Source organism: Paenibacillus sp. N3/727 (genome assembly GCF_022637315.1).
Classification (GTDB): Bacteria; Bacillota; Bacilli; order Paenibacillales; family Paenibacillaceae; genus Paenibacillus_AQ; species Paenibacillus_AQ uliginis.
The window spans coordinates 1,539,260-1,564,028 of the sequence record NZ_CP093336.1 but is presented as its reverse complement, the minus strand read 5'-3'; the positions used below and the strand labels follow the sequence as shown (position 1 = coordinate 1,564,028).

At 43.0% G+C, this 24,769-nt stretch carries 27 protein-coding genes; 6 read left to right on the top strand and 21 right to left on the bottom strand.

Features of this window, described 5'->3' with window-relative positions; all coding sequences use genetic code 11:
* The first annotated feature begins 188 nt into the window (after window positions 1–188).
* Entirely contained in the window at window positions 189–1,199 is a 1,011-nt protein-coding gene (locus MNQ98_RS06920) for a glycosyltransferase family protein (RefSeq protein WP_241932537.1), read from the top strand.
* A 188-nt stretch (window positions 1,200–1,387) separates the two neighbouring features.
* Window positions 1,388–2,200, top strand: a complete 813-nt coding sequence (locus MNQ98_RS06915) for a protein kinase family protein (RefSeq protein WP_241932536.1) — start codon at window positions 1,388–1,390, stop codon at window positions 2,198–2,200.
* Window positions 2,201–2,263: 63 nt separating this feature from the next.
* Here the strand turns inward: MNQ98_RS06915 and MNQ98_RS06910 are convergent, their stop codons facing one another.
* Genes MNQ98_RS06910 through MNQ98_RS06900 form a run of 3 tightly spaced genes read right to left on the bottom strand, consistent with a single transcriptional unit; the run spans window position 2,264 to window position 5,873 of the window.
* Window positions 2,264–3,796 (bottom strand): glycosyltransferase, encoded by a 1,533-nt coding sequence (locus MNQ98_RS06910; protein WP_241932535.1) that lies wholly within the window; start codon window positions 3,794–3,796, stop codon window positions 2,264–2,266.
* Window positions 3,789–5,165 (bottom strand): nucleotide sugar dehydrogenase, encoded by a 1,377-nt coding sequence (locus MNQ98_RS06905; protein WP_481856727.1) that lies wholly within the window; start codon window positions 5,163–5,165, stop codon window positions 3,789–3,791. Before MNQ98_RS06905 ends, MNQ98_RS06910 begins: the two co-directional genes overlap by 8 nt.
* A 54-nt stretch (window positions 5,166–5,219) precedes the next feature.
* A complete protein-coding gene (locus MNQ98_RS06900; RefSeq protein ID WP_241932533.1) occupies window positions 5,220–5,873 on the bottom strand; it encodes a glycosyltransferase in 654 nt (217 codons plus the stop codon).
* Window positions 5,874–6,145: 272 nt separating this feature from the next.
* On the opposite strand from MNQ98_RS06900, the gene MNQ98_RS06895 reads away from it, so the two are divergent.
* A complete protein-coding gene (locus MNQ98_RS06895) occupies window positions 6,146–7,438 on the top strand; it encodes a UDP-glucose dehydrogenase family protein (RefSeq protein ID WP_241932532.1) in 1,293 nt (430 codons plus the stop codon).
* Between the two features lie 157 nt (window positions 7,439–7,595).
* On the opposite strand, the gene MNQ98_RS06890 is transcribed toward MNQ98_RS06895, so the two are convergent.
* From MNQ98_RS06890 to MNQ98_RS06815, 16 genes are all read right to left on the bottom strand, one after another.
* The gene (locus MNQ98_RS06890; protein WP_241932531.1) at window positions 7,596–8,279 is read right to left on the bottom strand and encodes a PIG-L deacetylase family protein; all 684 of its coding nucleotides are present in this window, start codon (window positions 8,277–8,279) and stop codon (window positions 7,596–7,598) included.
* Window positions 8,280–8,489: 210 nt separating this feature from the next.
* Window positions 8,490–9,074 (bottom strand): GNAT family N-acetyltransferase, encoded by a 585-nt coding sequence (locus MNQ98_RS06885; protein ID WP_241932530.1) that lies wholly within the window; start codon window positions 9,072–9,074, stop codon window positions 8,490–8,492.
* Complete coding sequence (locus MNQ98_RS06880) at window positions 9,071–9,304, bottom strand: acyl carrier protein (protein WP_208915386.1); 234 nt, start codon at window positions 9,302–9,304, stop codon at window positions 9,071–9,073. Before MNQ98_RS06880 ends, MNQ98_RS06885 begins: the two co-directional genes overlap by 4 nt.
* Entirely contained in the window at window positions 9,304–11,013 is a 1,710-nt protein-coding gene (locus MNQ98_RS06875) for an HAD-IIIC family phosphatase (RefSeq protein ID WP_241932529.1), read from the bottom strand. Before MNQ98_RS06875 ends, MNQ98_RS06880 begins: the two co-directional genes overlap by 1 nt.
* A 34-nt stretch (window positions 11,014–11,047) precedes the next feature.
* A complete protein-coding gene (locus MNQ98_RS06870) occupies window positions 11,048–12,232 on the bottom strand; it encodes a phosphotransferase (protein ID WP_241932528.1) in 1,185 nt (394 codons plus the stop codon).
* Window positions 12,233–12,556: 324 nt separating this feature from the next.
* On the bottom strand, window positions 12,557–13,282 hold the full coding sequence (locus tag MNQ98_RS06865; RefSeq protein ID WP_241932527.1) for a WbqC family protein: 726 nt from the start codon (window positions 13,280–13,282) through the stop codon (window positions 12,557–12,559).
* A 56-nt stretch (window positions 13,283–13,338) separates the two neighbouring features.
* On the bottom strand, window positions 13,339–13,890 hold the full coding sequence (locus MNQ98_RS06860; protein ID WP_241932526.1) for a GNAT family N-acetyltransferase: 552 nt from the start codon (window positions 13,888–13,890) through the stop codon (window positions 13,339–13,341).
* A gap of 1 nt (window position 13,891) precedes the next feature.
* Complete coding sequence (locus MNQ98_RS06855) at window positions 13,892–15,109, bottom strand: glycosyltransferase family 4 protein (RefSeq protein ID WP_241932525.1); 1,218 nt, start codon at window positions 15,107–15,109, stop codon at window positions 13,892–13,894.
* Between the two features lie 179 nt (window positions 15,110–15,288).
* On the bottom strand, window positions 15,289–16,377 hold the full coding sequence (locus MNQ98_RS06850) for an aminoglycoside phosphotransferase family protein (RefSeq protein WP_241932524.1): 1,089 nt from the start codon (window positions 16,375–16,377) through the stop codon (window positions 15,289–15,291).
* 137 nt (window positions 16,378–16,514) lie between these two features.
* Window positions 16,515–16,856 (bottom strand): hypothetical protein, encoded by a 342-nt coding sequence (locus MNQ98_RS06845; protein WP_241932523.1) that lies wholly within the window; start codon window positions 16,854–16,856, stop codon window positions 16,515–16,517.
* Window positions 16,853–17,179, bottom strand: a complete 327-nt coding sequence (locus tag MNQ98_RS06840) for a hypothetical protein (protein ID WP_241932522.1) — start codon at window positions 17,177–17,179, stop codon at window positions 16,853–16,855. The genes MNQ98_RS06845 and MNQ98_RS06840 overlap by 4 nt, the downstream gene beginning before the upstream one ends.
* Entirely contained in the window at window positions 17,179–17,490 is a 312-nt protein-coding gene (locus MNQ98_RS06835) for an alpha-helical endospore appendage domain-containing protein (RefSeq protein ID WP_241932521.1), read from the bottom strand. The genes MNQ98_RS06840 and MNQ98_RS06835 overlap by 1 nt, the downstream gene beginning before the upstream one ends.
* 35 nt (window positions 17,491–17,525) lie before the next feature.
* Window positions 17,526–17,861 (bottom strand): nucleoside-diphosphate sugar epimerase, encoded by a 336-nt coding sequence (locus MNQ98_RS06830; RefSeq protein ID WP_241932520.1) that lies wholly within the window; start codon window positions 17,859–17,861, stop codon window positions 17,526–17,528.
* 94 nt (window positions 17,862–17,955) lie between these two features.
* On the bottom strand, window positions 17,956–18,615 hold the full coding sequence (locus tag MNQ98_RS06825; RefSeq protein WP_241932519.1) for a glycosyltransferase family 2 protein: 660 nt from the start codon (window positions 18,613–18,615) through the stop codon (window positions 17,956–17,958).
* A gap of 202 nt (window positions 18,616–18,817) precedes the next feature.
* Window positions 18,818–19,399: a WIAG-tail domain gene (locus tag MNQ98_RS06820; RefSeq protein ID WP_241932518.1), complete on the bottom strand. Its 582-nt coding sequence runs from the start codon at window positions 19,397–19,399 to the stop codon at window positions 18,818–18,820.
* A gap of 68 nt (window positions 19,400–19,467) precedes the next feature.
* Window positions 19,468–20,613: a glycosyltransferase family 4 protein gene (locus MNQ98_RS06815; protein WP_241932517.1), complete on the bottom strand. Its 1,146-nt coding sequence runs from the start codon at window positions 20,611–20,613 to the stop codon at window positions 19,468–19,470.
* A 188-nt stretch (window positions 20,614–20,801) separates the two neighbouring features.
* Here MNQ98_RS06815 and MNQ98_RS06810 point away from each other — a divergent pair, with 188 nt between their 5' ends.
* On the top strand, window positions 20,802–21,905 hold the full coding sequence (locus tag MNQ98_RS06810; RefSeq protein WP_241932516.1) for a YheC/YheD family endospore coat-associated protein: 1,104 nt from the start codon (window positions 20,802–20,804) through the stop codon (window positions 21,903–21,905).
* 76 nt (window positions 21,906–21,981) lie between these two features.
* Here the strand turns inward: MNQ98_RS06810 and MNQ98_RS06805 are convergent, their stop codons facing one another.
* Entirely contained in the window at window positions 21,982–22,377 is a 396-nt protein-coding gene (locus MNQ98_RS06805) for a helix-turn-helix transcriptional regulator (protein WP_241932515.1), read from the bottom strand.
* 186 nt (window positions 22,378–22,563) lie between these two features.
* On the bottom strand, window positions 22,564–23,256 hold the full coding sequence (locus MNQ98_RS06800) for a hypothetical protein (protein ID WP_241932514.1): 693 nt from the start codon (window positions 23,254–23,256) through the stop codon (window positions 22,564–22,566).
* Between the two features lie 336 nt (window positions 23,257–23,592).
* Here MNQ98_RS06800 and MNQ98_RS06795 point away from each other — a divergent pair, with 336 nt between their 5' ends.
* Window positions 23,593–24,021 (top strand): hypothetical protein, encoded by a 429-nt coding sequence (locus MNQ98_RS06795; protein WP_241932513.1) that lies wholly within the window; start codon window positions 23,593–23,595, stop codon window positions 24,019–24,021.
* Between the two features lie 37 nt (window positions 24,022–24,058).
* Entirely contained in the window at window positions 24,059–24,763 is a 705-nt protein-coding gene (locus MNQ98_RS06790; RefSeq protein WP_241932512.1) for an AIM24 family protein, read from the top strand.
* The last annotated feature ends 6 nt before the right edge of the window (window positions 24,764–24,769 follow it).

Below are 24,769 nucleotides of genomic sequence, written 5' to 3'. Positions count from 1 at the left end.
GGTTGCCGGTGATATTGTATTGGTCTGGATAACAATTTGTTCTAAAACTCCTTGTCCTTTAGCCAAGCAATCTGCTTGCTCTCCATCACACGTCGGGAGCAGGCACTTTTTTTGCAGGTGTTGTTTACCGTGCATGATCGTATGCGGTTTGTTATCCCGGTATTTTAAACCCAAGATTGGAGGTCATTATGGTGGGTAAAATACTTATTATCGGTCCAGAACGATCCACCTCATACCAGATCATTCTTCTTCAACCTCTTCGTTATTTGGAAGAACTGGGATACTTCACCTTTGATATCCAATCGCATAAACAGGCAACAAAGTCTACCATTTCTTCCTACGACATCATCATATTTCTGAGAAGCATTGAACCCGATACACTCCGTTGCTTGGAATGGGCACATCTTTTGGGAAAGAAGATCATTTATGTCATTGATGATCACTTCCTTGCGATTCCGACAACAACCCGAATAGGCCAGCTATACAGTCAACCTTCCTATCAAAAAACTTGCACTACCTTTTTAGAGACAGCACATGTTGTCAAAGTTGAATCCCCCATCATGTATGAGTTGATACGGCAGCAATTTAACCCACATGTGATATATTTCCCTGGGTGTGTTGATTTTTCATTTTTCAAGCCATGGAACAAAAGAAAGAAACATGAAGGGCAGCTCGTGATCGGGTACGAAGGAGCCAAAAAAGAAAGTTCTTTCCAACCTGTCATAGCCGCAATGAAACAAATTATGATGGAGTATGGAGATATTATTCGACTGGAATTTTACGGTTATTGCCCCGCAGAATTGAAAGACCACCCTAATGTAACACATATGGAACATAACGAGGATTATGGCCAGTTTATGAAACAGCTGTTTCAAGCCAACTGGGATATCGGCTTGGCACCGATGGAGGATAAGTTATACTACCACTGTAAGAGCAACGTGAAATTTCGCGACTATGCCTCCTGCCATATTCCAGGTATATATTCCTTATCGCCCGTGTATCGGGAATGTGTGTTCCATAAACAAACCGGATATTTCGTCCCTCAAACTAAACAAGGGTGGTACCTCGGAATTCAAGAAATGATAAATAACCCACAAATGCGTAAATCAATTTCAAAAAGAGCTTTAAAAGTCGTAAAGAAGCACCATACACTCAAGCTTTGTGCTGCCAATTGGAAGAAACTCCTTCATGACCTGTAGATGGGCGTAACGATCAGCAAGTATGTATGAACATTTTCCGTGAAAAGGGTGATATTATGCTTTCACTAAATCATGCCTTATCCATACTAAACCAACATTATGACATCGATCATCCGAATGTGGAATGGATCCAGAACGAACCGGATAAAGTCGTATGGAAAGTAAGCGATAAGAATAGAACCTATATCTTGAAAAGTGATTTCAAAAAAAACAGTTCCCTCATTCCTTCCATTTATCTGCAATACGAACTGTCCCTTCAAGGGTTGAATGTTCCCGAGGTTATTCCAACGAACCGACGGAAATTATGTGTGAAGCTAAATAATCGTATTTATTTTTTGTCTAGGTATATCCATGGTGAACCAGCAACCATATCCGAACGAACAAAAGCCATTGGGGATTTCCATCAACGGGCCAGCCTGCCCCATTCATGGCAAGCTTATCAAAAGAAAACAGCAAGCCCAATGACCAGCGCAAAAGAGTGGATTGAAGATTATGAAATGAAAATAAACCAACTGAAAAAGTGGGAAAAAGATTACGCTATACAGCACATTCAACCGTGTATACAATTGGCAGAAAAATGTCTGAACGTTTCTTCAGAGAAAACCGCTGATCTGGCTAATCACATCACAAAAGTGAATGAAAGTAAGTGGCTGGTGCATGGCGATTTAACCCATAGGAATGCAATAAAAACGAAATCAGGCGACATATGGCTCATTGATTTAGAACATTCGAAAGTGGATTCTCCCGTGAAGGATATTCGTTTTTTATTACCAAAAATCATGTTATCTTCTCATTATGGAGCATACTTTTCACGATTCTTGGTCGGAAGATCTTTTGAGGAACTCTACTACATGGACTCTATTTTCCCTCACAGCCTCCATTCCTATATCGGGGGAGTAATTAGACAGAAGAGACTTCCATTGAAACGTTCATCTATTCAAGAGCTAGTATTAAAAGAGCTTCATAAAGATGAAATGATAAGCAAATTGTGGAGTGGCTAAGAAATCGAAGTGAAAACAAACAAAAGGGGCGAGTTGTATACCAACCGCCCCAATTACATAATATTATGGTCTCAATAGCTTCATTCTGTCCACTTTCGACTTTTGTTGGTGTTTGCTCCATTTGAAAAACTCGTTATCACGGATATAGTCATCGATTACGGTAAATGGAACCTTGGTTTTCCATGCAATGTAATTAAAACTGATTTGATCTCTTTTACTGTAGCTTATAATTTGCCTCCACCAAGCTGTCATTGTTCGGATTACGACCAGATCATTATGACGCCTTAAAATAACTCCGGACTCAATCAATCCATTGTTTTTGGGATACCCCGCCTGCTTATATAATGAAATCTGTTTTAAAATAACATCTTTCCGGTCCTTACCCAAAGTAATGCACGCATCCGCTTCTTTGTAAATACAATTCCGGATAGAATGTTTATAGAACGCTGACGGTAACCCAGAACTATATTTTTCGATAAAAGCATCTATATCTCCGATCACTCTAATATTCCCGTCTACCCAGACGCTATGTTCATAATCTTGAAAAAATAGATGAGGCATAATTTTCACCCATCTAGCTTGCCTTGCCGGATCAACAAATATTTTACCCAGCAATATGATTTTCCAGGAGGATGATTTTAATAAAGGATTATCTGTAAAACAATAATAATCGCACTTTTCACTCATCTGTACAGGATCCTGCAGCCTGTCATAATTTCCGGTTATGGCTGTATAAATCACGTTTTTCCGCTGTTTTCCTTTATGAATATGCTGCCTGCACTCTAACAACCATTTTATTTTATCTCTTGTCTCTTGGAGGTGTTGATGATCAACCATTTTTTGAATCGATTGCTTTACTTCTTTCATGCCGTGCTTGCGAAAAAGGGCAGCTTTGCCACTCTGGGCCAATTGCTGCCTTCTTTCCGAGCCAAAGCTTGCCGATTTTTGATGATAAATATAACAATGATTAGCAACTTTCAATTTAAAGTTAGCGCCGCGGGCACGAATACAATAATCATCTTCTTCACCGTACCCGATCGGAAAGTTGATCTCATCGAAATAACCGATTCGTTCGATGACCTCTCTCTTAATCATAAGGCAAAAGCCGTTTAGAAACATCGTTCTAGGAAATATCTTCTCAGAAGCGTAGTAGACCAGCTCAGCCATCTGATCGACCGTCATATGGGGTTCTAATCCATTTTCACTGCTGTTCATGCCCGGTACAGATTGCCAGCTGGCCGCATTAGATAGCGGGCCAACGATACCGATTCTTTTATCCGACTCCATGGTTTCCGTCATCTTCTCCAGCCAACGTGGGGTAACAATCGTGTCGCTATTTAGAAGTACGCAGTAACGGGAAGTTGACTTCTTCAACCCTTGATTTGCTGAAGCGGTATAACCACGTGCTTTCTCATTTCTTATGATTGTACACGGATATTTCTTTGCAAACTTCTCTAAATATCGTCTCGTCGCATTGTCACTACCATCGTCGATGATGATTAGATTGATTTCTTGGGAGGTTTTACTCTGAACAGAATCCAGGCATACCTTTACTACATCTAAACCGTTATGCACACATATGACAACATCAATCAAAGCTGTCCCTCCCCTCCATATCAGTCTGAAATATTTCATCCCGGAGGAAGGTGTTTCCGTATTTCTTGTGACCGCCAAGCAACACGATATTCCCTTCTAAGGGTTTGGTCACATTTCTTGTGTCATAGAGTAAAGCAGCGTTCTCTACAATAAGTGGATAATCGATTGAACTATGATCCGTTATGATGACAACCAAGTCAGCCTCTGCAATAGCTTCCGATGTCAGCCCAACAGAATATACCATTTGTCCGTCGTTCTTAAAATGCGGAATGTGCGGATCATAGTAGGTTACTTTTGCCTCTTTGTGCTGGAGAAGCTTGAACACTTCAAGAGCGGGAGATTCGCGAAGATCATTAACATCTTTTTTATATGCCATGCCGATGCACAAAATTTTAGAATTTTTAAGAGGCTTCTCATAGTCATTGAGTACATCTGTTATTTGGGCTACCACATATCTGGGCATATTGCTGTTGATATCATCGGCCAATTCGATGAACTTGTTGTGAAATCCAAACATTTTAGCTCTCCATGACAGATATATAGGATCGATTGGTATACAATGTCCGCCTATACCTGGTCCCGGAAAAAAAGGAATATAGCCAAACGGCTTGCTTGAGGCTGCGTCGATTATCTCCCAAATATTAATCCCCATGCGGTCACACATCAACGTCAATTCATTTACGAGAGCAATGTTGACGCTGCGAAACGTATTTTCCAGTAATTTAACCATCTCGGCAGCAGCCGTAGAGCTTACTGGAATAACTTCTTGAAGGAAGGAGCCGTAAAACTGAGCGCCAAGTTCTGCACACACAGGTGAGATTCCACCAATGATTTTAGGGGTGTTTTTCACATTGAATTTGCGGTTTCCCGGATCTATCCTCTCTGGAGAATAGCACACGAAAAAATCTTTCCCTGCTTTCCATCCCATTTCATCTTCGATAACCTTTTGGATTAATTCTTCCGTCGTTCCCGGGTAGGTTGTACTTTCCAAAATGATAAGTGTATCTTTCGTCACATACTGGATGATCGAAGCAACGGCGGATGAAATCATTGAAACGTCCGGCTCTCTGGTTTTATTAAGCGGAGTAGGTAAGCAAATGATCACAACATCGGCTTCCGCGATAGAAGAGAACTCATTCACGGCATGCAGACGTTGATGAATCAGCGTTTGAATGTCTTCATCTTTTATGTCCGAAACATACGATTTCCCGCTCTGCAGCTGATCCACTTTATCCTGATCTATATCGATTCCGTACACCAGATAACTGGCTCGTGCAGCTTCAACTGCCACAGAAAGTCCGACATAACCGAGTCCGATCACCGCTGCTGTCGCTGTCCGATTCCTTATCTTTTGCAAGATTTCGCTCATCCTTGTTACCCGTCCTTTCTTGATGATAGAATTTTTCTTGTAAATCACCGGACATTAAACACTTTTGGTTATAAGCGGGACATAGTTATCGGTGTACGATATTAATTTGCATTTGGCCATATAATTGACTGTGCTTAATTGTTGCGTATGAGACTTTACATTTTTTCTGCGAACACATACATAATTGTATCTAGAGGATGAGATTATATGGAATCCATTAGCCTTGCATCTTCTAAGGAAATTAACATCGCTGCCGCTGACAAGCTGTTCGTTAAATTTGATTTTGTCCCATACCGATTTCTTAAACAGCAAGGTCCCTCCTTTGACATGCCTACGGTACTTTTTCTCTCCCCCCTTCCGAAACAACATCAGTGCATTTTCACCCTCAAAATACAAGAATGATGTATGTTTGCCAACGATGGAAGCCTTTGATTTATTAAGCGTATTGATCGCCTCATTTAAGTAGTCGGGTGCGTAATAATCATCATCGTCAAATTTTGCAACCAGATCATATTTGGCTTTCCCGATTCCATAATTTAAGCATTTGCCCAGCTTACACTTTTCAGAGAGTTGGTATACAGATACATTTTTATGTTTCTTCGCTTTTTCCCTCCAGATGTTTATATCCATATCATCCTGGTTCAGTACGATAATCATTTCTTTATTCTCAAAATTTTGACGCACATAATTGCTGAATATGCTTTTCATAAAAGAAGGTCTCATCGTACAACAAATGATAGAAATCAATGCAATCCTTCCCTTCTTCTCACATCATCACTTGGTTCAGTTATCTACGCTAAAGACCCAATGATAGTGAATCCACTTTACTTGTTAGAATATGAAATCGACTCTGGAAGAGAAACGGCGATTTCATCAGTCATATAACCCATGTCATTCCTTGATTTTCTTCATAAAGTGATGGTAACAAGCTTGCTGGAGCATGTTGCAGTCTTACTTTTCAAAGGGAGTGTGACTGATAAGTGGATATTTTGGTGGTAGGTACAGGATATGTAGGTACAACAACTGCTCTGGTGCTGGCAGAAATGGGGTGGAACGTAACAGGACTTGATTCGGATCAGAACAAGTTAAACCTCCTTCTGCAAGGCCGTATTCCTTTTTATGAGGAAGGGCTTGAAGATCTATTGGAGAAACACTTGCAGTCCGATAAAATTAATTTTACTTCCATAACAGACCAAGCCATCAAACACAATGACGTCATTTTCATTTGCGTAGGGACCCCATCCCGGTCAGATGGGAATGCAGATTTACAATATGTGAAACAGGTAGCCATGGACATCGGGCGCTATATGAACAGCTATAAACTAATCGTGATTAAGAGTACCGTTCCCGTTGGTACACAAGAGATGGTGGAACAATGGATCCGCTCTGCGCAATCACATGTTTCTCCGTTTGATGTCGCTTCTAATCCTGAGTTTTTACGTGAAGGTAAAGCATTATCGGATGCTCTATATCCAGATCGGATCATCATCGGGACCGATAGTGATCGTGCTGCCGAGCTCCTAAAAGAGCTGTATCAAACGATGCAGTGTCCCGTTGTCGTCACAGCACCTAAAACGGCCGAGCTGATCAAATATGCCGCTAATGCCTTTTTGGTCACTAAAATTTCTTACATTAATGAATTATCCAGACTGTGCGACAAGCTCGGCGTTAATGTCAAGGAGGTGGCTCACGGCATCGGTCTTGATCCTAGAATCGGTTCCAGCTTTCTTCGAGCCGGCATCGGGTATGGGGGTTCCTGTTTCCCCAAAGACGTATCTGCTTTGCTTCGATTAGCAAATGATCAGGATACCCCGTTAACCTTGTTGAAACAAGCAGTGTCTGTTAATCAGACTCAATATCTTCATTTACTGGAAAAGGCCCGCACACGCATTGGAGCCTTTAATGGTAAAAAAATTTCGATACTGGGTCTTGCTTTTAAACCGAATACCGACGACATTCGAGAAGCCCCAGCAATTCGGATAATTCAGAAACTGCTTAGCGAGAGGGCACTTATTCGCGTCCATGATCCGATTGCAAAACTTCCTCAGGAGCTTATTCATGAATCAGTTACATCCTTCAGTTCTCCGGAACAGGCTTTGGAAGGTGCGGATGCCGTATTTCTGTGTACAGAATGGAAAACATATCTATCTATCGATTGGGTGCATATAAAACAGATCATGAATCAAGCAAATCTATTTGATGGCAGAAATCTACTGGATGCGAAGGTTATGGATACAATGGGTTATTATTATCAAGGGGTTGGGTATCCGTAAATGTAAATTTGGGGTTTCCCAAAAGTAGATTTTCAAATTAAGGAAATCTCGCATCGAAAGCATACGCTCCTTTGTCCCCGAATTTCTCCCGCCAAGGAATAATTCAAGAAATTCGGGGGCAAGAGCGATTGTAGGAACGATTCGTACACGTAGCGTCCTATATCAAAGTAGCTCTTAAAAGATAATATTTTTCCGCATACGCAAAGCCAACTTCCATTCCACGTTTAGCCGCCCACTCCTTGACCGATTCCGGTGAGATTAAATGCCTTGGCTCGCGCAGCTGCGATTTATGTTTTCGCAACGCCCCCACTTTTTTGTCTACCGTTTCGCTGATATCCAGATACAATTCTCCAACGTCTGTCAGCTTAGGATGCTGCCACACAATAAGAGGATACTCATACATAGCGATGATTTTATAGTTTCTGTCCGGAACAGGACGCAGCCCTGCCATACAAGCTTCATATAAAACCTGATGATCTTGATTGAAACTAGGATAAGGAATAAATACCATCGTCGGTTTGAACTCCAATAAATACCGATCAATTTTCGTTATGATTTCTTTTTTCGGGAGGGTATCCAATATACTTTCCTTGTCGTCAAACATAATATCCCAGTTGGTACAGCCAAGATATTTTAACGCCTTATAAAACTCCTTCTTACGTGTGTTTACACTCACAGGTTGCTCCCTGTGCCAAAAAAATGAATTTCCGACAGAAGCCAGAACGACCTTAACTGTGTTATTGTATCTGCAAGCTTTTTCTATCAATCCACCGCATCCTAGTACCTCATCGTCAGCATGAGGCACAAATACGAGAATCCTCTCTTTTCCTGATTCAAGCATCTTCTCACCCCTTTTATCATCTAGATATTTGCGGAAAGCCTGTCCTCACTCATCCTTTATTTATTTATATGAAACTTTCAGATCATATTCTTGGACTTTACAAAGATTATGCAGATAACATGCATCCGTAACAAAAAAAGACAGCGAATGGTTTCGCTGCCCCGAAACGTGCAAGAGAATTGAACAGTGAAAAATTAGACCACGGGCAAATTATCCATCAGTCTCCTCCATAAGCAGACGTTCTGCCAAAATAGCTGGTTTCTCCAATCGTTCTTGAATTAAAGGCCAGTTCTCCTTTGTTGCCGTATGGATGACCATATCATAAGAAACGCCTTTTATGGTTAAACCGCCGCGTTCGATCCCTGTACGGGGCAAACTACAATTGTCATGAAAAGACACGACGCTTGCATTGTCAATTACCGTGTTGGAATAAATACTGGACAAACCTAAAATATCAAATGCGACATGAAAAATAAGCCACACGCTGGCTGGCGCGGCTGGAACCAACGGGGAGATAATCCACCTGCCCCAATTACCGCTTTGATCTGCGATATCATAGATCGCGATTGTGCCGACAGCTTTTCCTGATAATAGCTCGATACAGAAGTAATAATCGCCGTCTCGATGAAAGTACTCCTCCAGCCATGATTCATGGATGGAGAAACGGGAATCGATTTCCCCGATATACCTGGACAATTCAGGAGATCTTCTAAGTTTGAAAATAAACTCGGCATCGTCCATCGTTATCGGCCTTAATCGAACCCCGAAGCGTTCTACTATGATGTTATGCTTCACGATTTCACCTCTATAATCTCAACTAAATCATCCAAACTCGTTATTCCTGCAACCTCCCTGATCGAGAAACGAACATTAAATTGCTCTTCAAGACGGAGAATGAGTTCCATATGCTTCAATGAATCCCAGTTCGGTATTTCCTCACGTTTCGGATTTTCATCCAATGACAGCGTCGTGTTCAGCACCTCGGACAGAATGGATCCGATTTGTTCACGTAACTCATTATTCATTAGTTCACCTCCACCTTGGCAGGATGATCCCTGCATGCAGCTTTCACACGCATCAACAGATCTTTAAGGGATTGTGGTTCAGGAGAGTCCCCTACAAAGCGCTTCAACCAGTCGAGCGCAGGAGCATTCCGCGGTCCTTGGATGGTATCGATGTTCAAATGCTGAACTCCACGAGTTATTAATTGTTCCAAAACCCAAGCGAATGTCACCGTTTCTATCTCCCGGCCAAGCGCTCTGCAGCTAAAGAGCGTTTCGATCAATTGTCCTTGCTCTCCTTCTATCCGACATACAAAAGCACCGATTATACCACTGTCGGACAAAACATCAGAGAGAGAAATCGTAACACTTAAATAATGGTTGATATCCATGACTTCATTAACTTCGCTTTCGGTCATCCGCCTTAATGCCAAGTTAAACTGATTCGTTTTACGGCTTAATTCGTACAACCGCTTAACATGGGAAGGATCATTCTCATAAACCGTTATACGCATCTCCAAGCTATCCAAGTATGCGTTATAATCAGATGCCTCCTGCCTAATTCTCTCCCGCCTTTGATTCGCTTGAATATCGGTTGTTCTTGATAAAGCCGCATCATCGGGATGAAGTTGATACAGTCCCGGATAATGACACAACCCATTCATTGTCGCTTGACCGTTTCGTTTTGCCCGGAGCAGATGAACTTCAGGCCGTGTGGCTGCCATCTTGATCAATTCAGCTGGATTGTCATCCACAAACAAAAAAGCGGAGGGATCGATATTCAATATTTGTGCCAACTGATCCAGATTTTCTGTTTTCGTCCGCCAGTTGGCACAAACAGCCGCAAAATCATCCCATTTTAAAGGGAAATCATCCCGCTTCTCAAACAACGCTTTTACGTCTTGTTCCTCATTACGGCTGCACAACGTTAGCAATATACCCGACTGTTTAAGCCGAAGCAGCAGCCTCTGCAAAAGATGATGACCTTCAGTTAGTGATACCCCCTCAGCTCCCTCTTCTCCCAGAACCCCGTTGTAAAGTGTATCATCAAGATCCAGAGCAATCGCTTTAAGCCGGGGTGAAAATGTAGCTGGAAGGAGATGAACACCCAAGTGACGGGATATGATAATCGTTGCCTCGTTAGAAAACGGATAGTTGCTTATTTCTTCATTTCGGTAATCGTAGAAGGAGTCAGAACCTTCTTGGACCAGCGCAGCCAGATCAATCAACACGCAGCCTGTATTCTGTTCAATCAATTCTGATATATGCGCATTTAAATTGCGGAACCATCCTTTATCGCTTGCAGAAAAACTGAATAAGGTATCTTTTACTCCGAGGGATTCAGGCCAGTTATTTACCCATATCGGTTTATTCGTTACATCGCGTAATCTTTCAATCCTCTCCTGTAACCAATGAACGGATTCCTGTGCTGTCATCGATTTTAAATAGATTCGCCAATCTATCCAAATGATAAATATATCAGCCTTCAGATCTCCGCCAAGTTCCGTCAGAGCAGCATCATAATCAGAGTAATCGAAGTCGACATCAGCTTCCCATAACCTGCAAAAAGGAGGCATCAAATTCGCAATAAACTCAAAGGGCATCGTTCTGTCCACTCTGATCTGGAAGGTTTGACGGGAGGCAAGCTTTGGGCTTCCGGCAATCTGAGTTCGATTGGGAATGGAACACAATAAAGAATCTGCCAAATCAAGATAGGTTAAAACATGATTCATGCACATACCTCCTTTTTGTGTTATTAGGTAAACCTTAATACAGACCCAATTCCTTACCCCAGACTTTGATTTTCTCTAAGTAAACATCCAGCAAATAGGCAGGCTTCACGCCATCGATTCCCCATTGAAGCTGATTATACAAACTTCGTTCCAGCACACGTTGTAAATAAGCCATTTTATACAAATGAATTGGATTAACATCGAAGGCGATGCCGTACTTGAGCATTTCTGCGGCATATAGAGATGCACATCGCTCGATCACCAATTCTTCGTCGGCTCTCCAATCTTTCCGGTACGCAAAAAATACACCGATCAAATTGAACATGTCGAACCAGCAAGGTGTAAAACGTGCGCCTTCCCAATCGATAAACTTAATATTCCAGTTCTGTTCAGCCACATTGTGGCAGCCCATATTTGGGGTCTGCAGATCATTGTGGGTAACACTTTTACCTGCTTGGATAAGCTCAGGGAAATAAATCGGCCCTTTTTTCAAAATGCGCTTCAAATCGTTATAACTTGAACTTAGTCTCTCCTTAAATTCAGGATGGTCCATTGCTTTATCCAAATATTCCAAAGTCTTCTCTTGGTGCTTCATACGTTCTGCAGATAAAGCGTCCGATTCATATCGAGGAAGCCAATCCTCATATACATTCCACTTGTTGTAAAAATTATCATTGTAGGTTAGAGCATGAAGCTTGGCTAAGGAAGGGATAATCCGATCAAAATGATCTGGCGTAAAAATAACTTGACCTTTTACTTGAGGGACATATTCCATAAATACCCACACATCATCACCGTTCATTCCCTCTAAAATCAAATAAATCGTAGGCATTAAATCCGGTAATATCGAGCTGACCTTACGATACATATTTAGTTCAGTAAGCTTTTCATCAATTATAGGTGGTTTAAAAATTTTTAAAATAATAGGATACGCTTGTTTGTTCGCTGCTGATACCTCCAGCTTCCAGATCGCACTTTTAAATGTTTCTTTCAAACATTCCATTTTCCGGTCATTTAATACGACAGATGAGCCAAAATGGGTCGTGAACTGTTCGGCGCAATGAAGCTCTCTCCATTTCAGACTTATATCGTTAAGAGGCGGGTTATCCAACAATGCTTTAGCATCCTCAAGCCCTTTTATATATCCGTCTTGTTTACCCTTATTAAATCCATCACTTTTGCCCTGCTCGTATCCACCTGAATCATGTACATTCGCCATATCCATTGTCCTCCACTCCATATTCCTTCTATATCCTATGTTGAGAACCGCCATCGTGACATAAGAAAAACGTCTATCGTCGCACTTCAAAGGAGACAGACCGCATTTATCAGTTGTTTTTCTTGCGAGATCAGGATGCACTTTACTCCGATGCCTACACGTTCTGATCTCTTAAGAAAAACGTCTATCGTCGCACTTCAAAGAAGACAGACCGCATTTATCGGTTGTTTTTCTTGCGAGATCAGGATGCACTTTACTCCGATGCCTACACTTTCTGATCTCTATAAAAAAAACACGAGCACTGGGCTCGTAATTAGTTGCAGCTTATTTGTACTCTTTCCATCCGTTCAATCCCCCTGAAAGAAGCAGTTCTCTACATTCATCCAAGCTCACATTAGCCATAAGATCCAAGATGGACAGGTTCGGAACAAACGTCCCGTTGCTCTGCGGATACTCAGGACACTTCCAGTTTTGGACGATAATGCTCAGGTTTCGACTGCGGAAATGTTCCAAGTCTACATATTGTTCGAATCCTTTACCACCACCAACATAATGGGTCCCTTTCAGTTGATAAACTATTTCTGCAATTCGCTCAGACGCTTTCATGTTCTCTGCCAAGCCATTTGAGTTGACCACTTCGCCTTGCCAACCTAACTGACGCAGCATGTGAATCGTAAACTGTTCGCCAAATAGCCTAAAGCTAGAATTCATCTGTTGATGATACTCTATATATTCGACGGCAGCAGACCAAATCGTCTTAAAGTAAGGGCTTTTGCCATAAGCATAGCTAAGTGTTGATTGAAATTTAGATATCCAGTCTTGATGGTACGCAATGGATGCGTCATTAATTTTCACCCGGTTACCACCAAGAACGGGTACAACAAAAATATGCTCACGGCCGTTCACTTTCAGAGGAACCCGAGTTTGCCCCACCTTCCTATTTAGCTGAACATCATCAAGAATAACCCAAACATCGCTATTCATAATGCGATTGAAGTAATGAAGAGGGGGGAAAACATTCGGCTGATAAATGCATATTTTCTTTAGCATCTCTTCCTCTCCTCTTTCATGGTATTCCGGTCAAAAGGTTTCCCTAACTGGCAAACTTATTTATCGAAATGAATCAACGCATAGCTTATGCCATACGAGTCCTTGAAATGATCATCAAATATTTGCATATCTGTTCTTCCCAATTGCTTAAAATGATGTGTCATATAGGACTTATCAGCGACTTGGGCTCCAAGCTTCTTTACAAAAGGCAACGATAATTTATGGTCCGTACGGATGATGCCTGTGAGTGTATTATATTGGGGCATATTGTTCCATTCCTGAAAAAGCTGTAACATAAGCTTTCTGCCTATATTTTCACCGGGATGCTTGGGATGAACAGCAACCCGGTGGACATGAATAACACCCGGCAAGGGTTCGGAAGAGATTGAAAAAGCGATAAGTTTATCCATATCCTCCTTCACCACACCAAAACTTGTATCATACTTTCCCGGCAGCTCTGAAAGAAAGTGGGTCTCTCCCCATTCTTCGGTCGAATATAAGTGCCCTCTTTTTAAATAAACTAGATGCTCCAACTCAAGCAAATCCGATAAATAAAGTTGCATATTGTTCTTATCCAACTTTATGATGGATAGTCCTTTATCTAACATTTTACGCTTCACTCCTAACGGCTGCTTTAGATACCGGAGCATGTTTATAAATATCAAGCACCTCATTCGTCATTTTCTCAAGCGAAAATTGTGTCATACCCCATGCTTTAGCTTCCTCGCTCAAACGTTTTTGCATATTCGGCTTTTCTAACAATTTTCTCATTTGTCTATAGAGCGCACGACTATCATCTGGAGGAACCAGAAACCCGTTTTTGGAGTGTTCCACCATTTCGGTAATCCCGCCGGCCTGGGAACCAATAATTGCTTTACCTGCAACGAACGCCTCTACTAATGAGTAAGGATAGTTATCCTGGAGGCTTGGGATTACAAAGATATCGGCTTGTTTCAAAAGAGCAGGAATATCACTGCGCATTCCTAAAAATTTGACAGAATCGTCCAAACCCAATCGTTTGGCTTTTTTCTTCAACGCTCCTTCATTCTCTCCCCTTCCTACAATCCAGCAAACCCAATCGCTACGTCTCTTTTTCAACTTTGCCAAAGCATCTAGCAACACATGCTGCCCCTTCACTTTCTCCAGTCGTCCAGTACAGATAATGATAGATTTGTCAGAAGGGCTTTTTAGTCCAGTCTTTTCGTTCATCTGACGTTGAAAAGCTGCGACATCGATTCCATTCGTAATGACCTTCATTTTATCCGTTGGGATTTTACACTTTTTGTACACATCCAAGAGCCATTTCGAAGGAACGATCGTTGCATCACATTGCTGAATGACTTTAGTTTCAAAAGTCGATACGAGATCCCATCCAGTAGAGTTCGGTCTTATATAACCATAGTAATAGTATTCGGCCGTAACACAGCCATGCACCGTCAGAATTAAAGGGGTTGTGCGGGGCTTATACTGGTTCAAAATACTGGCAGAGACAATTTCTTGAGCGTGGATGATTTGATATTGCGATACATCTACCATTTTGACAGCATCAAAAAACTTCGTAGCCTCATCCCGTATATTACCTAAATATTTCAATGCCTGATTTCCAATCCAGTTGGATGGTAATACTGAGATTTTTCTTGTGCCCGACCTTTTTCTTTTTAACGGATATTGGCGGTCGCCTTTAGTGATACAATACTCACCATGATCTCTGGCCAGGATGTGTACTGTGTGGCCTTGCTGTTCAAGCCCCAACTTTAACTCATGCATATACTTCCCAAGTCCTCCTCTGGGGGGATAGGCATATATGGTTGTGAGCAGTATTTTCACGAAATATTCCTCCTTTTTTCTATTAAAGTCTGATTTATACTATGCCAATCTTCTAAATCTTGAAGGGTATACTTGAACTATTTATTTGCAAATAGGTAAAAAAAAGACCGCATTTTCGCGGGTTTAAATGAGTTAAGACATATGTGTTTACTCAAGAAATTAGCGACCACAAGAGCAGGTTAATACAGTTCTAATTTTTTTCCGAGCACTTTTATTTTTTCTAAATAACTTGGCAGCAGCTTCGCCTCTTTTTTGCCGGTTACCGCCCAGTTCAACTGAAGGTACAAGCTTTTCTCAAGTATTTTTTTCAAATAGGCCATCTCATATAATTTCATGGGATCTATATTAAATACAACACCATTCTTTCTCATCTCATTCGCATACAAATGAACACATCGATGGGTGATCGCCTCTTCTTGATCTTTCCACTCTTTCCGATACGCCAAAAAAACGCCAACCAAATTGACGAGATCATACCAGCAAGGGGCATATTTCGCACCTTCCCAATCGATAAATTTGATGTCCCATTTGTTTACATTTACATTGCGACAGACGATATTGGCGGTGTGCAAATCCCCGTGGATAATGCAGCAACCTGCTTTTCTAACCTCTGGAAAATATCCAGGTCCTTTCTTCAGCAGAGCCCCCAATAGGGAGTAATATGGCTTGATTTTAGTATTGAGATCTTTCTTCTTCATTGCTTCGTCGAGATAATAAAGCGTTGATTCATTTAGACGTACTCTTTCCTCATGTGCTTCCCTGGAATCAAATCGAGGCAGCCAACCTGCGAATAAACGTTCCTGCTGAATAAATCGTTTATCCATCGTAGCCGCATGAAGCTTTGCCAATGTCGGAATGATCTTGTCAAAGTGATCAGGGTTATACTGTACCCCCCCTTTAAGAGGTTCAATATGTTCCATGAACACCCACAAGTCACGACCGCTTACATTTTTTTGGGTCAGATATACTTTTGGCATGAACGGCTGCAGGATTTTTCCAGCTTTACGGTATATATTTTTTTCAACTGTACTTTCCGGACGAGCTTCTTTCAGTTGTTTAGAAATTTTAAGTATGACAGGAAGGCTCTTGTTGTCAGCATCAATAACCAATTTCCAGATACTGCTCTTGTATGAGTCTTTTAAGCATTTCATTTTTCGATGATTTAGTGTTACTTCCTTCGCCGAAAGAAACTGGAATGATTCAGAAAATTTCATCTTACGCCATGTTCTTCGAATCAATCGTTTGTCTATTTTGCTGGTCCGATTCACTAGCCCTCACTCCATTTTCGCTTTTAAACATTCTATGTCGACAAAAGATACGCGGATCATTCATTCGCCTACTTATAGAGGAAATATTCGTTATTCGTCTTACCTAAAAAAGAAAAGACAGCCCTATGTGAAAAAAGCTACTTCACATTTGACCGCCTGTACGGCAATGATGAAGTTGATGCTGCAAAATGCCCATCTTCGTAGCCTTGGGCAAATCCAGCTTTAAAATCATCATTGTATGCCTCATCATATCCTTGATTAACAACCGGAGGACGTTCGGGGGAGATAGACCGCCTTCGCCGGGTTTCCTGTCTGATTCTGTAACGCCCTTTGGCACCGTGTCGCTTGCGCTGCCCAAATTTCATACCGTAACGTCGCTTTGTTCCTGTGACCGTAAGGCCACGCCTTGCCCGAGGCGACGATTTTTTTCTTCCGGAATGAAGTCTTAACCTGTTGGTTTGCCCCTTTGATGCCTTCATACCGAATCCTCCTGTACCCCCAGGTTCCTCTCTTCCAACATATCCTCGTTTCGGTATGCCAAACATTCGGGTTTTAACCAGGGTGATGCTGGTTTGCCTAGCTTGGAACGGTTTAGCCGTATGCCTGTCAGCATCTCCGCCATTACAGACTGATAGGCGTTAAGCAGCCGGATATTCTCGGCGAGTTTACGTGCAGTAACATCGGAGTGAGCTGTTACTTCCGCGATATTTCCCAATATGCCAGCCAATGCATCCTGACTTCTTGCGATGGATGAGATAATAGCAACTTTAGCCTCACGCTCCCGGTATAATCGTGCTTTCATTAATCCTGATCTCCGAAATCAAACGCATCAAACCCCATATTGTCAGCATTCTCATCCTCAGAGGTTCCCATAGCAATACGCAGATTACGGCACAAACCTGATCCGATTCTTGTCAATCCCTCGATCTGCTCCACAATCTGCTCATGAATAGATAACGAATCCTTCAATTCGCCACCATCCGAATATTGAGTCGAAACCCATTGGCGAACTTTCTCCGCTTCAACAGCCTTCCCTTGCAAAATAAGATAGGTGTTACGCTGAATCACAACAGATGCATCCAAAATCCGTAAGAAAGATTCCTCTTTGTTCATGTACGTTCCCCCTATACCAACCGACATTGATTCTTCTATTCTTCTGCCTGTTCATTTGCCCTTAACTCTTTCATCGCGACTTCCAAAGTGTCTGCCACCATTTGCTGCATATCGGCCATCGCGTTCAAATAAGCTGCAATACTACCGTTTACTTGCTCCACCTGTCCTCCACTCGATTTCGTTTCATCAGAGGATTGAAGTTGACGATTAGGTAACGAGTGTATATTAGGGGGCTGAAGTTGATGATTGGGTAACGAATGTATAATCTGGGCCATGCGAACCGCTGCATGCCGCTGAGCTTCAAAAATTCGTGCCATCTGCTGCTGGGAATGCGAAAGATGCTCCACCATATCATTAATTTTATTCTCCAACTTGGAATTCTCCTTCAATTTCTTTTTTTCAGCATATGCGTGTACAAGCTGACCGGTGCAAACATCTATACATACGAGACTATCAACACTTCGATCAGATGAATCTACCGGAAGCCTCCACCATGATTCTATTCTGATTGGGGATACGACCTAACCATTCACTTACACTTTCTTTCAAAGTTGCAAGACCTTCATCCCACCAACCAATATCGGATAATAGCTCCCTTCGGAACAGAAAACAGCAAACATTCATTCGAGAAAGGACATCCTCGTTCCCGGAACGAACATATATTGTTTTCACCGATGACTCTCTCTCGAGTTCGAGCATTAGATCAATCATCCAATTATCGTTGTTAGGCGAGACACCTATCAAAACGACCAATATCTGGCCATGTGCAGCGAATACTGCCTTGTTTAGAACACCGGCAATACCTTCACCGTTCCTAGCCGCAATATGTCTTACAGCCCCGGCTCGCTTCTGTAAATATTGCATGGTTATCTCTGAAGATCCGGCATTTGCAACAATCAGTTCATACGGATGTGGAGTTAAGGCTTCGATTTTTTGGATTGTACCCATTACATCTTCTCCAGGAAGGTGGGCCGGTATAATGATACTAGTCCCATTAAAAGGACGACTGCTGTCTTCTTTTCCGATCTGAAATCCTAAGGCATAACCAGCCTGAAACCCTGATATAGGCATCTTTTCCGTCTCCATTTCAGGAAGAACAGCAGATAAAGAACTTCGCAATTTCATGCTCCGTCTTCTCATCGTAAACTGTCTTTCATATGATCAGCCTCCCAAAAATCTATTCCTATTGTATGTCCCCAATTCCTCTCTGTGACGGCATCTGTACGGTCTATTTATAATATCAGTCTTATGTATGAGCTTGATTTGGACACGGCCCTGCGTAACACGAAAGGATGGGGAAAATCTGCTTCCTCCACCCTTTTCTTGCTTACAGAGCCGTACTGCCAATGGCAATCCAGGACAGCCACCCTTCCGAAATCAAAGAGCCCTTAGTCCGTGTAATTCCGATTACTGCCTCCTGCTGTCGCCGGGTTTGAATGCAAGCATGAAATGCCGGGTGATTGCACGATGCAATCATCACATAATACTCATCTCGATAGGATGAAGGAATCGGTACCGTAACATGGATAACATCCTGTTTCTCAGAAAAGGAAAAGGGTATATTTCCGAATTGCTCAAGTACATTCAGTCCAGAAATCGCTTGTACTGGATTAAATGTAAGATGAACAGGATGAACCGAATCAAGAGCCAGTTTGGAAGATATAACCGATTCCGGTGACAGGTGAATACTGTGCACAGTATAGTCCTCAAGAGCCTCGCTTCTTACACTGCGATGCCGAAGATGGGAGGCACTTATACTGTCATCCGCCAACGCGTGTTCGGGCTCATCACCATTTGAATCTGCCCAACTGTCTGACGTCCCCCTCACTGCCAATGTCTTATGATGGTCACCGTACCGCTGAAAAGGTCTTCTCCCTCTCCTTCGTGCGATCCTTCTGACTTTGTTCACAGGCGGCTCTCTCCTCTGTTATCATTCGTTACTCATCCTATTCCGTAGTTCCTGCCGCTGTCACAACCTTATATATTTTGCATCAACCGAACCCATCGCTCTGCCGTATGGTCCCATCTGAAACGCTGGCGTACTGACTCCCGCCCTGCCATCCCGATTTTTGTCCGGAGAAACTCATCTTCGAGCAATCCGTTTATCCTTTCAGTCAATCCGGTTGTTAGATAATCCGACGGAATCAAAAATCCGTTCACTCCATTTTCCACAATTTCGGGAATACCTCCCGCACTTGAAGCAATAACAGGGGCCCCTGCTGCCATCGCTTCCACATTAACCAATCCAAAAGCTTCTCTTGGTGAAGAAGGTACAACCACAATATCAGCGAGCGCATACCAGTCTGCAATACCAGGATAGGGTACAAACGGGAGGAATGTTACCCAAGACTGATATGATTTCGCAGCATTTTTCAACTGCCGGATATAAGATGTTTCTCTATCCGATCCATAAGAGGCACTGCCAATGATCAGTAATAGTACCTCAGGGTGCTTGTTAATGATCTGTGGTAGAGCTTCAATCAGATGATGAACCCCCTTGTCTGGAATTAGACGGCCGGCAAACAGAATAATACGCCGTCCTTTCCATCCATAGTGAGCAAGCTTTGCCTCTCTGAGAGCCTTGGCTACCGGACTGAACGGAGGGGGAAATTGCTCCAGGTTAACCCCGAGATGATTAATCGTTATTTTATCTTTTAGCCAAGGATGGTATGAGACAATATCCTCCAACAGAAAACGACTATTAACTACGATTCCGTCCATCATGCTGGCTATTTTACCAAAGCTTTGTCTGTTCATATATGGAGGGCTGATAAACGTATTCGAATGCAAAGTTAGCACAACCTTAACACCTGGAAGTTGCATTTTGAGCCGCTGTGCCAAGAACGGTCTGTTGTGAATTTCAGCAACATCCGGTTTCCACTGGTAAAGTCTGCGCAGCAAGGATCGATAATAAGATGCCCCGGATGGCAATCGATAACATGGAACCCCATTAATTGTTCCTTTTGGCGGGAGGCCTTTCCCCAAAACTCCATATATCCTAATCTCCATTGCCTCTTGAACCAGGGGTACCGTCTGTTCCACGACCCGTTCAACGGAGCTGCTCCTTCCCGACGGAATAACAAAAGACCCCGGTGTCACTACCGCAACCTTCCGCAAGCTCATAACTCCACATCCTTCTCACATCATACTTCAGCATATACCGGAGGAGGGTCTATTGGTGACAAATAGGAAGTGTTCGAACAGAATAGGCGGTAACCTCCCGACACCCGTCCATCCGGGACAGGTTACAAGCCGCATAGAATGACAGAGAATAAGCTATTGTCAAAAAAGTTGTGACAAGGAGGATGACCATGCAGCCGCAATATGTCGGCATCCTGCTCAATGACAGCACGTATCGCGGTATTCCGAACGGGAAGACCGGTACAGAATCTATGGAGAATTATCAAGAAGCGGCCGAGATGTACGGACTGATTCCTTGTTTCTTCAGAATACAGGATCTATCTTTGGAAACCTGCACAGCTGCTGGTTACATTCGGACAACGTCCGGCTATTCGCTAACCGAGCTCCCAATCCCGCGTGTAATACACAACCGAGCCATTTATCGTGATAAACAGGCTCACCAATTGATCGACCGGCTCCTCTCGTGGGGAATTTTCATCTACAATTCCAGTACCCGGTATGGTAAGGACACCGTTCATCTTATGCTGGCAGAAGATCCGGTGATCCGCCCTGCTCTTCCACAAACGGTTCCTGCTAATACTGCGTCGATTCGTTCCATGCTTGAGCAGCACGGAGATCTTATCTTGAAACCGTGCCGCGGGAGCGTTGGACTCGGTATCATGCGGCTGCGCAGGGACAAATTTCATGACCATTTTACGTACTCCCGCTCTTCCCCTTCGGCTAAGGGTTGGAGAACGGTGCGTTTATCCAGAGGAAATCTGCCGCTACTACTGCGGAAAAGAATACGTGCTCTCCCTTTTCTAGCCCAGCAGCGAATTCCACTGGCTGAGTATGCGGGCAGGCCTTATGACATTCGTGTCACAGTACAACGGGGACTACGCGGAGTCTGGGAAGTAAGTGGAATGTTCGCCAAGACGTCACCGCCTCGCACCTTCGTCTCGAATATCGCTCAAGGAGGATCAGCTTATCCTGTGCGTGAAATTTTCTGTCGTTCTTTGCCGGGTATGCCGCCGGACCTACTAATTGAACGTACGGCACATTTTGCGATCCAAACCGCCCGTTCCCTCTCCAAGCATATGCCCTATGCGGCTGACTTCGGCATGGATGTCGCTGTCACTTCGGAAGGACTGCTATACTTTATTGAAGCCAACGGGCGAGACCAACGTTATGGATTCCGGGAGGCCGGAATGGAAGAGGTGTGGAAAGAGACCTACCGCAAACCGATGGGATTTGCACGTTACCTGCTAGATTCGGGGATCTGGCCAGCTTATTAAAATTTAGCAAGCTTTCTTAGATTTTATAAAAACAGCGATTCCCTCATAGGAACCGCTGTTTTCTGCTTGTTATATGTCAGGATTCCGTGTGGTCTTCACGGTCTCCACTCTGAAACTCCGCCTTTTCGGCACTTTGTTTATAAACGGCAGCCAACACTTTCTCATAAGCACCCTCGAAACATTCGGGTAGAATCGGTTTCATTTCATCCAACACAGGCAAAAGTTTGTACAGTGCCTGAACCTCTTCCTCCGTCAATCCCAATGGGTACATCGCAAAATGACCGATAAACGTATACCCACGGCCACGGCCTTTATGGGTAATGGGAATGTGCATCGCGCTCAGTGCGTCCATATCCCGGTATATGGTTCTCTCGCTAGTTCCGCACCGTTCCGCAAGCTCCCTGGCTAATATACCCGGTCTTGCCTGAACGAGCGTAATGATTCTCATCAGTCGGATCAGTCGGTCTGTCATCTGCATTCTCCCTATCATATCTAGTAAATTAGACTTATATAACAAGACTTTATACTAGTACATTCGACCCTTATATCTATAATCCTTCTTTACCGACTATTTAATTAGAACTATTCCGATTATGCTTTTAACAACTTGATAATAAGCCTAAAGTCCCTTCGATTGATAAACAACTTGCATTAAACATCAAACTCCCACACCAGAAGCTGCATAAGAGTCCACAAACGCATAACCCAAGTTATATAAAATTTCTGCTTCTCTTAAATAATCAACGTCACCTAAACGAAGGGCATATAAAAGCATTTCATCTGCCCGACGGCGAATTATTTCTTCCCCTTCCACCAAATAGCCTCGTTCATATGCTTTAAGAGCGTTTTCAACGATAGAAGGATTCTGAAGCAACTTTGTATATTTCTCTACACGAAGATCAATCGTCTTATGAAAAATGGCTGTGTGATTGCTGAACTGCAGCGAAATTGTGCGTGAAGGCAATATGACTTGTCTGTACATTTCATCCATATAAGTCCATAGAGCTGTAACAACAGTATGAATCCCTGATGAGCGCGGAGCAAATTCAAATTCCAACACGATTTGTTTGGCCATTCCTTCCAATAAACAGCCCAGGTTCAATGTAATATTCCGATCGTTTAACATCTCAGCTTTATATCCATATAAAGCATTAATCCGAACGCCAGCCCCCAACTGAAGATGAAGCTGGACTTGTTCGGCAACACGATTGAAAAATGTTCTTTTTTTTCTCGGCCGTGCCGCGGTTCCTCGCCACTCCACCAGCAAATAGACGTGATTGGCGCCGCTTGCGGCTACATGGTTTCTACTCCATGTAAAATCCGTATACAAGCTCGAATGCAACGCACCCACCTCTTTCTTATTCTTCTATTAATGTACCAATTCGGATGGACAGCTTCCTGTCACGGAACATATGTTCCCATCATAATTTCGACAAAAATAGCACTTTTATTCTCGACTGTCATCTTTTTCATTCTTTAATCCACGAATGTACACAAAAAAACCCGGAGTAATGCCTCCAGGCTTTCATTCTTATTCGTTACTTCGTCCAACCAATCATTAAATGTCGACATTTTTTTGCTCCATATGACAAAATAATATCGGGTAAATGGTATTATAGGAACTTGAAGGCAGCTGTTTCGTATAATATTTCCATGATGATTCTATTATATTTAGGCGGTGATTCCGATGGACAAGCTTAGAATTTTTAAAATAATAACCCTTCTCCCGCTGCTTTGGGCAGCTGGTAGTGCACTCTTCGATAATGGGCACACCGCACATGCGGGATACTTCAATGATGTATATAACAATTTCCAGCAATTTTCGGAATTGCCTGATGAGATAAGCGAATTAACAGATCGTTACCAAAACGCGCTTAAGGATCTGGATCGTGCCCGGACCGACACCGAAATCTATCAGAAGCAAAATGCCGATTTGGCCGAACAAAACCGCCAGCTCACTGAAATGGTAGAACAACTTCAGGAAGCCGAGGCAGCAAGGGCACGAAACTCCGACCGCTTGAAGACGATTGCGATTACGGCCGCTGCCCTCCTTGCCGGTTATTTTATATTGACACGGGTTCTCCGCTTCGGAATGCGGCGTACCAACCGTTTCTGATATTGTTTGACTGCTGTTTATAAAGGGGGAACTACATATGAACATCCGGATGGAAGACGCCTTCGGTAGCGGCGCAGGCCAAGCGGTCACCTTTTCACTTCAGGAGGGTGATGTTGCCCATATTCTACACCCAGACCAGATCGTCGCTTACCGCGGCCCGTCTCATGGTCGCAGCGATCGGCTTATGAATGTAAAGGGAATGTACCGCAAGCAGAAACTGATCCGTGCGGACATCAGCGGGCCAAGCCAGTTTACTGCAGCTCTCCCCCGCGGCTTTAACATGCGGGAGATTCAACTGACGGACAATCAGGACATGCTGTATGACTTCCGCCATGTGTTTTTTTATACGAAAGGTATTAACATGCAAACCCGAATTTTGAAAATCAAAAATATGTTCATCACGCGTGACGCCATCAAGATGAAATTCAGTGGAATCGGAAGCATCGGCATTCTTACCCAAGGCCCGGTCTGTGAAGCCAAACTACATCCGACCGAACCATTGTATGTGGACGCCGGCAGCATTATCGCCTATCCAGAGAATGCCAAGCTGGAATTGACGGTATACGGCAATCATTTGGCGAGCCAGCATATGAATTATCATTGGAAGTTGACGGGTGAAGGATTTGTCTTGTTTCAGGCAGGGCGGCAGAACCAACAGTTAGAGCGGGAGATGAACGATGAGGGCATCATAAAACGGTTTTTAAGGGAAGTAATCCCGTTCGGCGGTGTATTTATCAAATAGAAACAT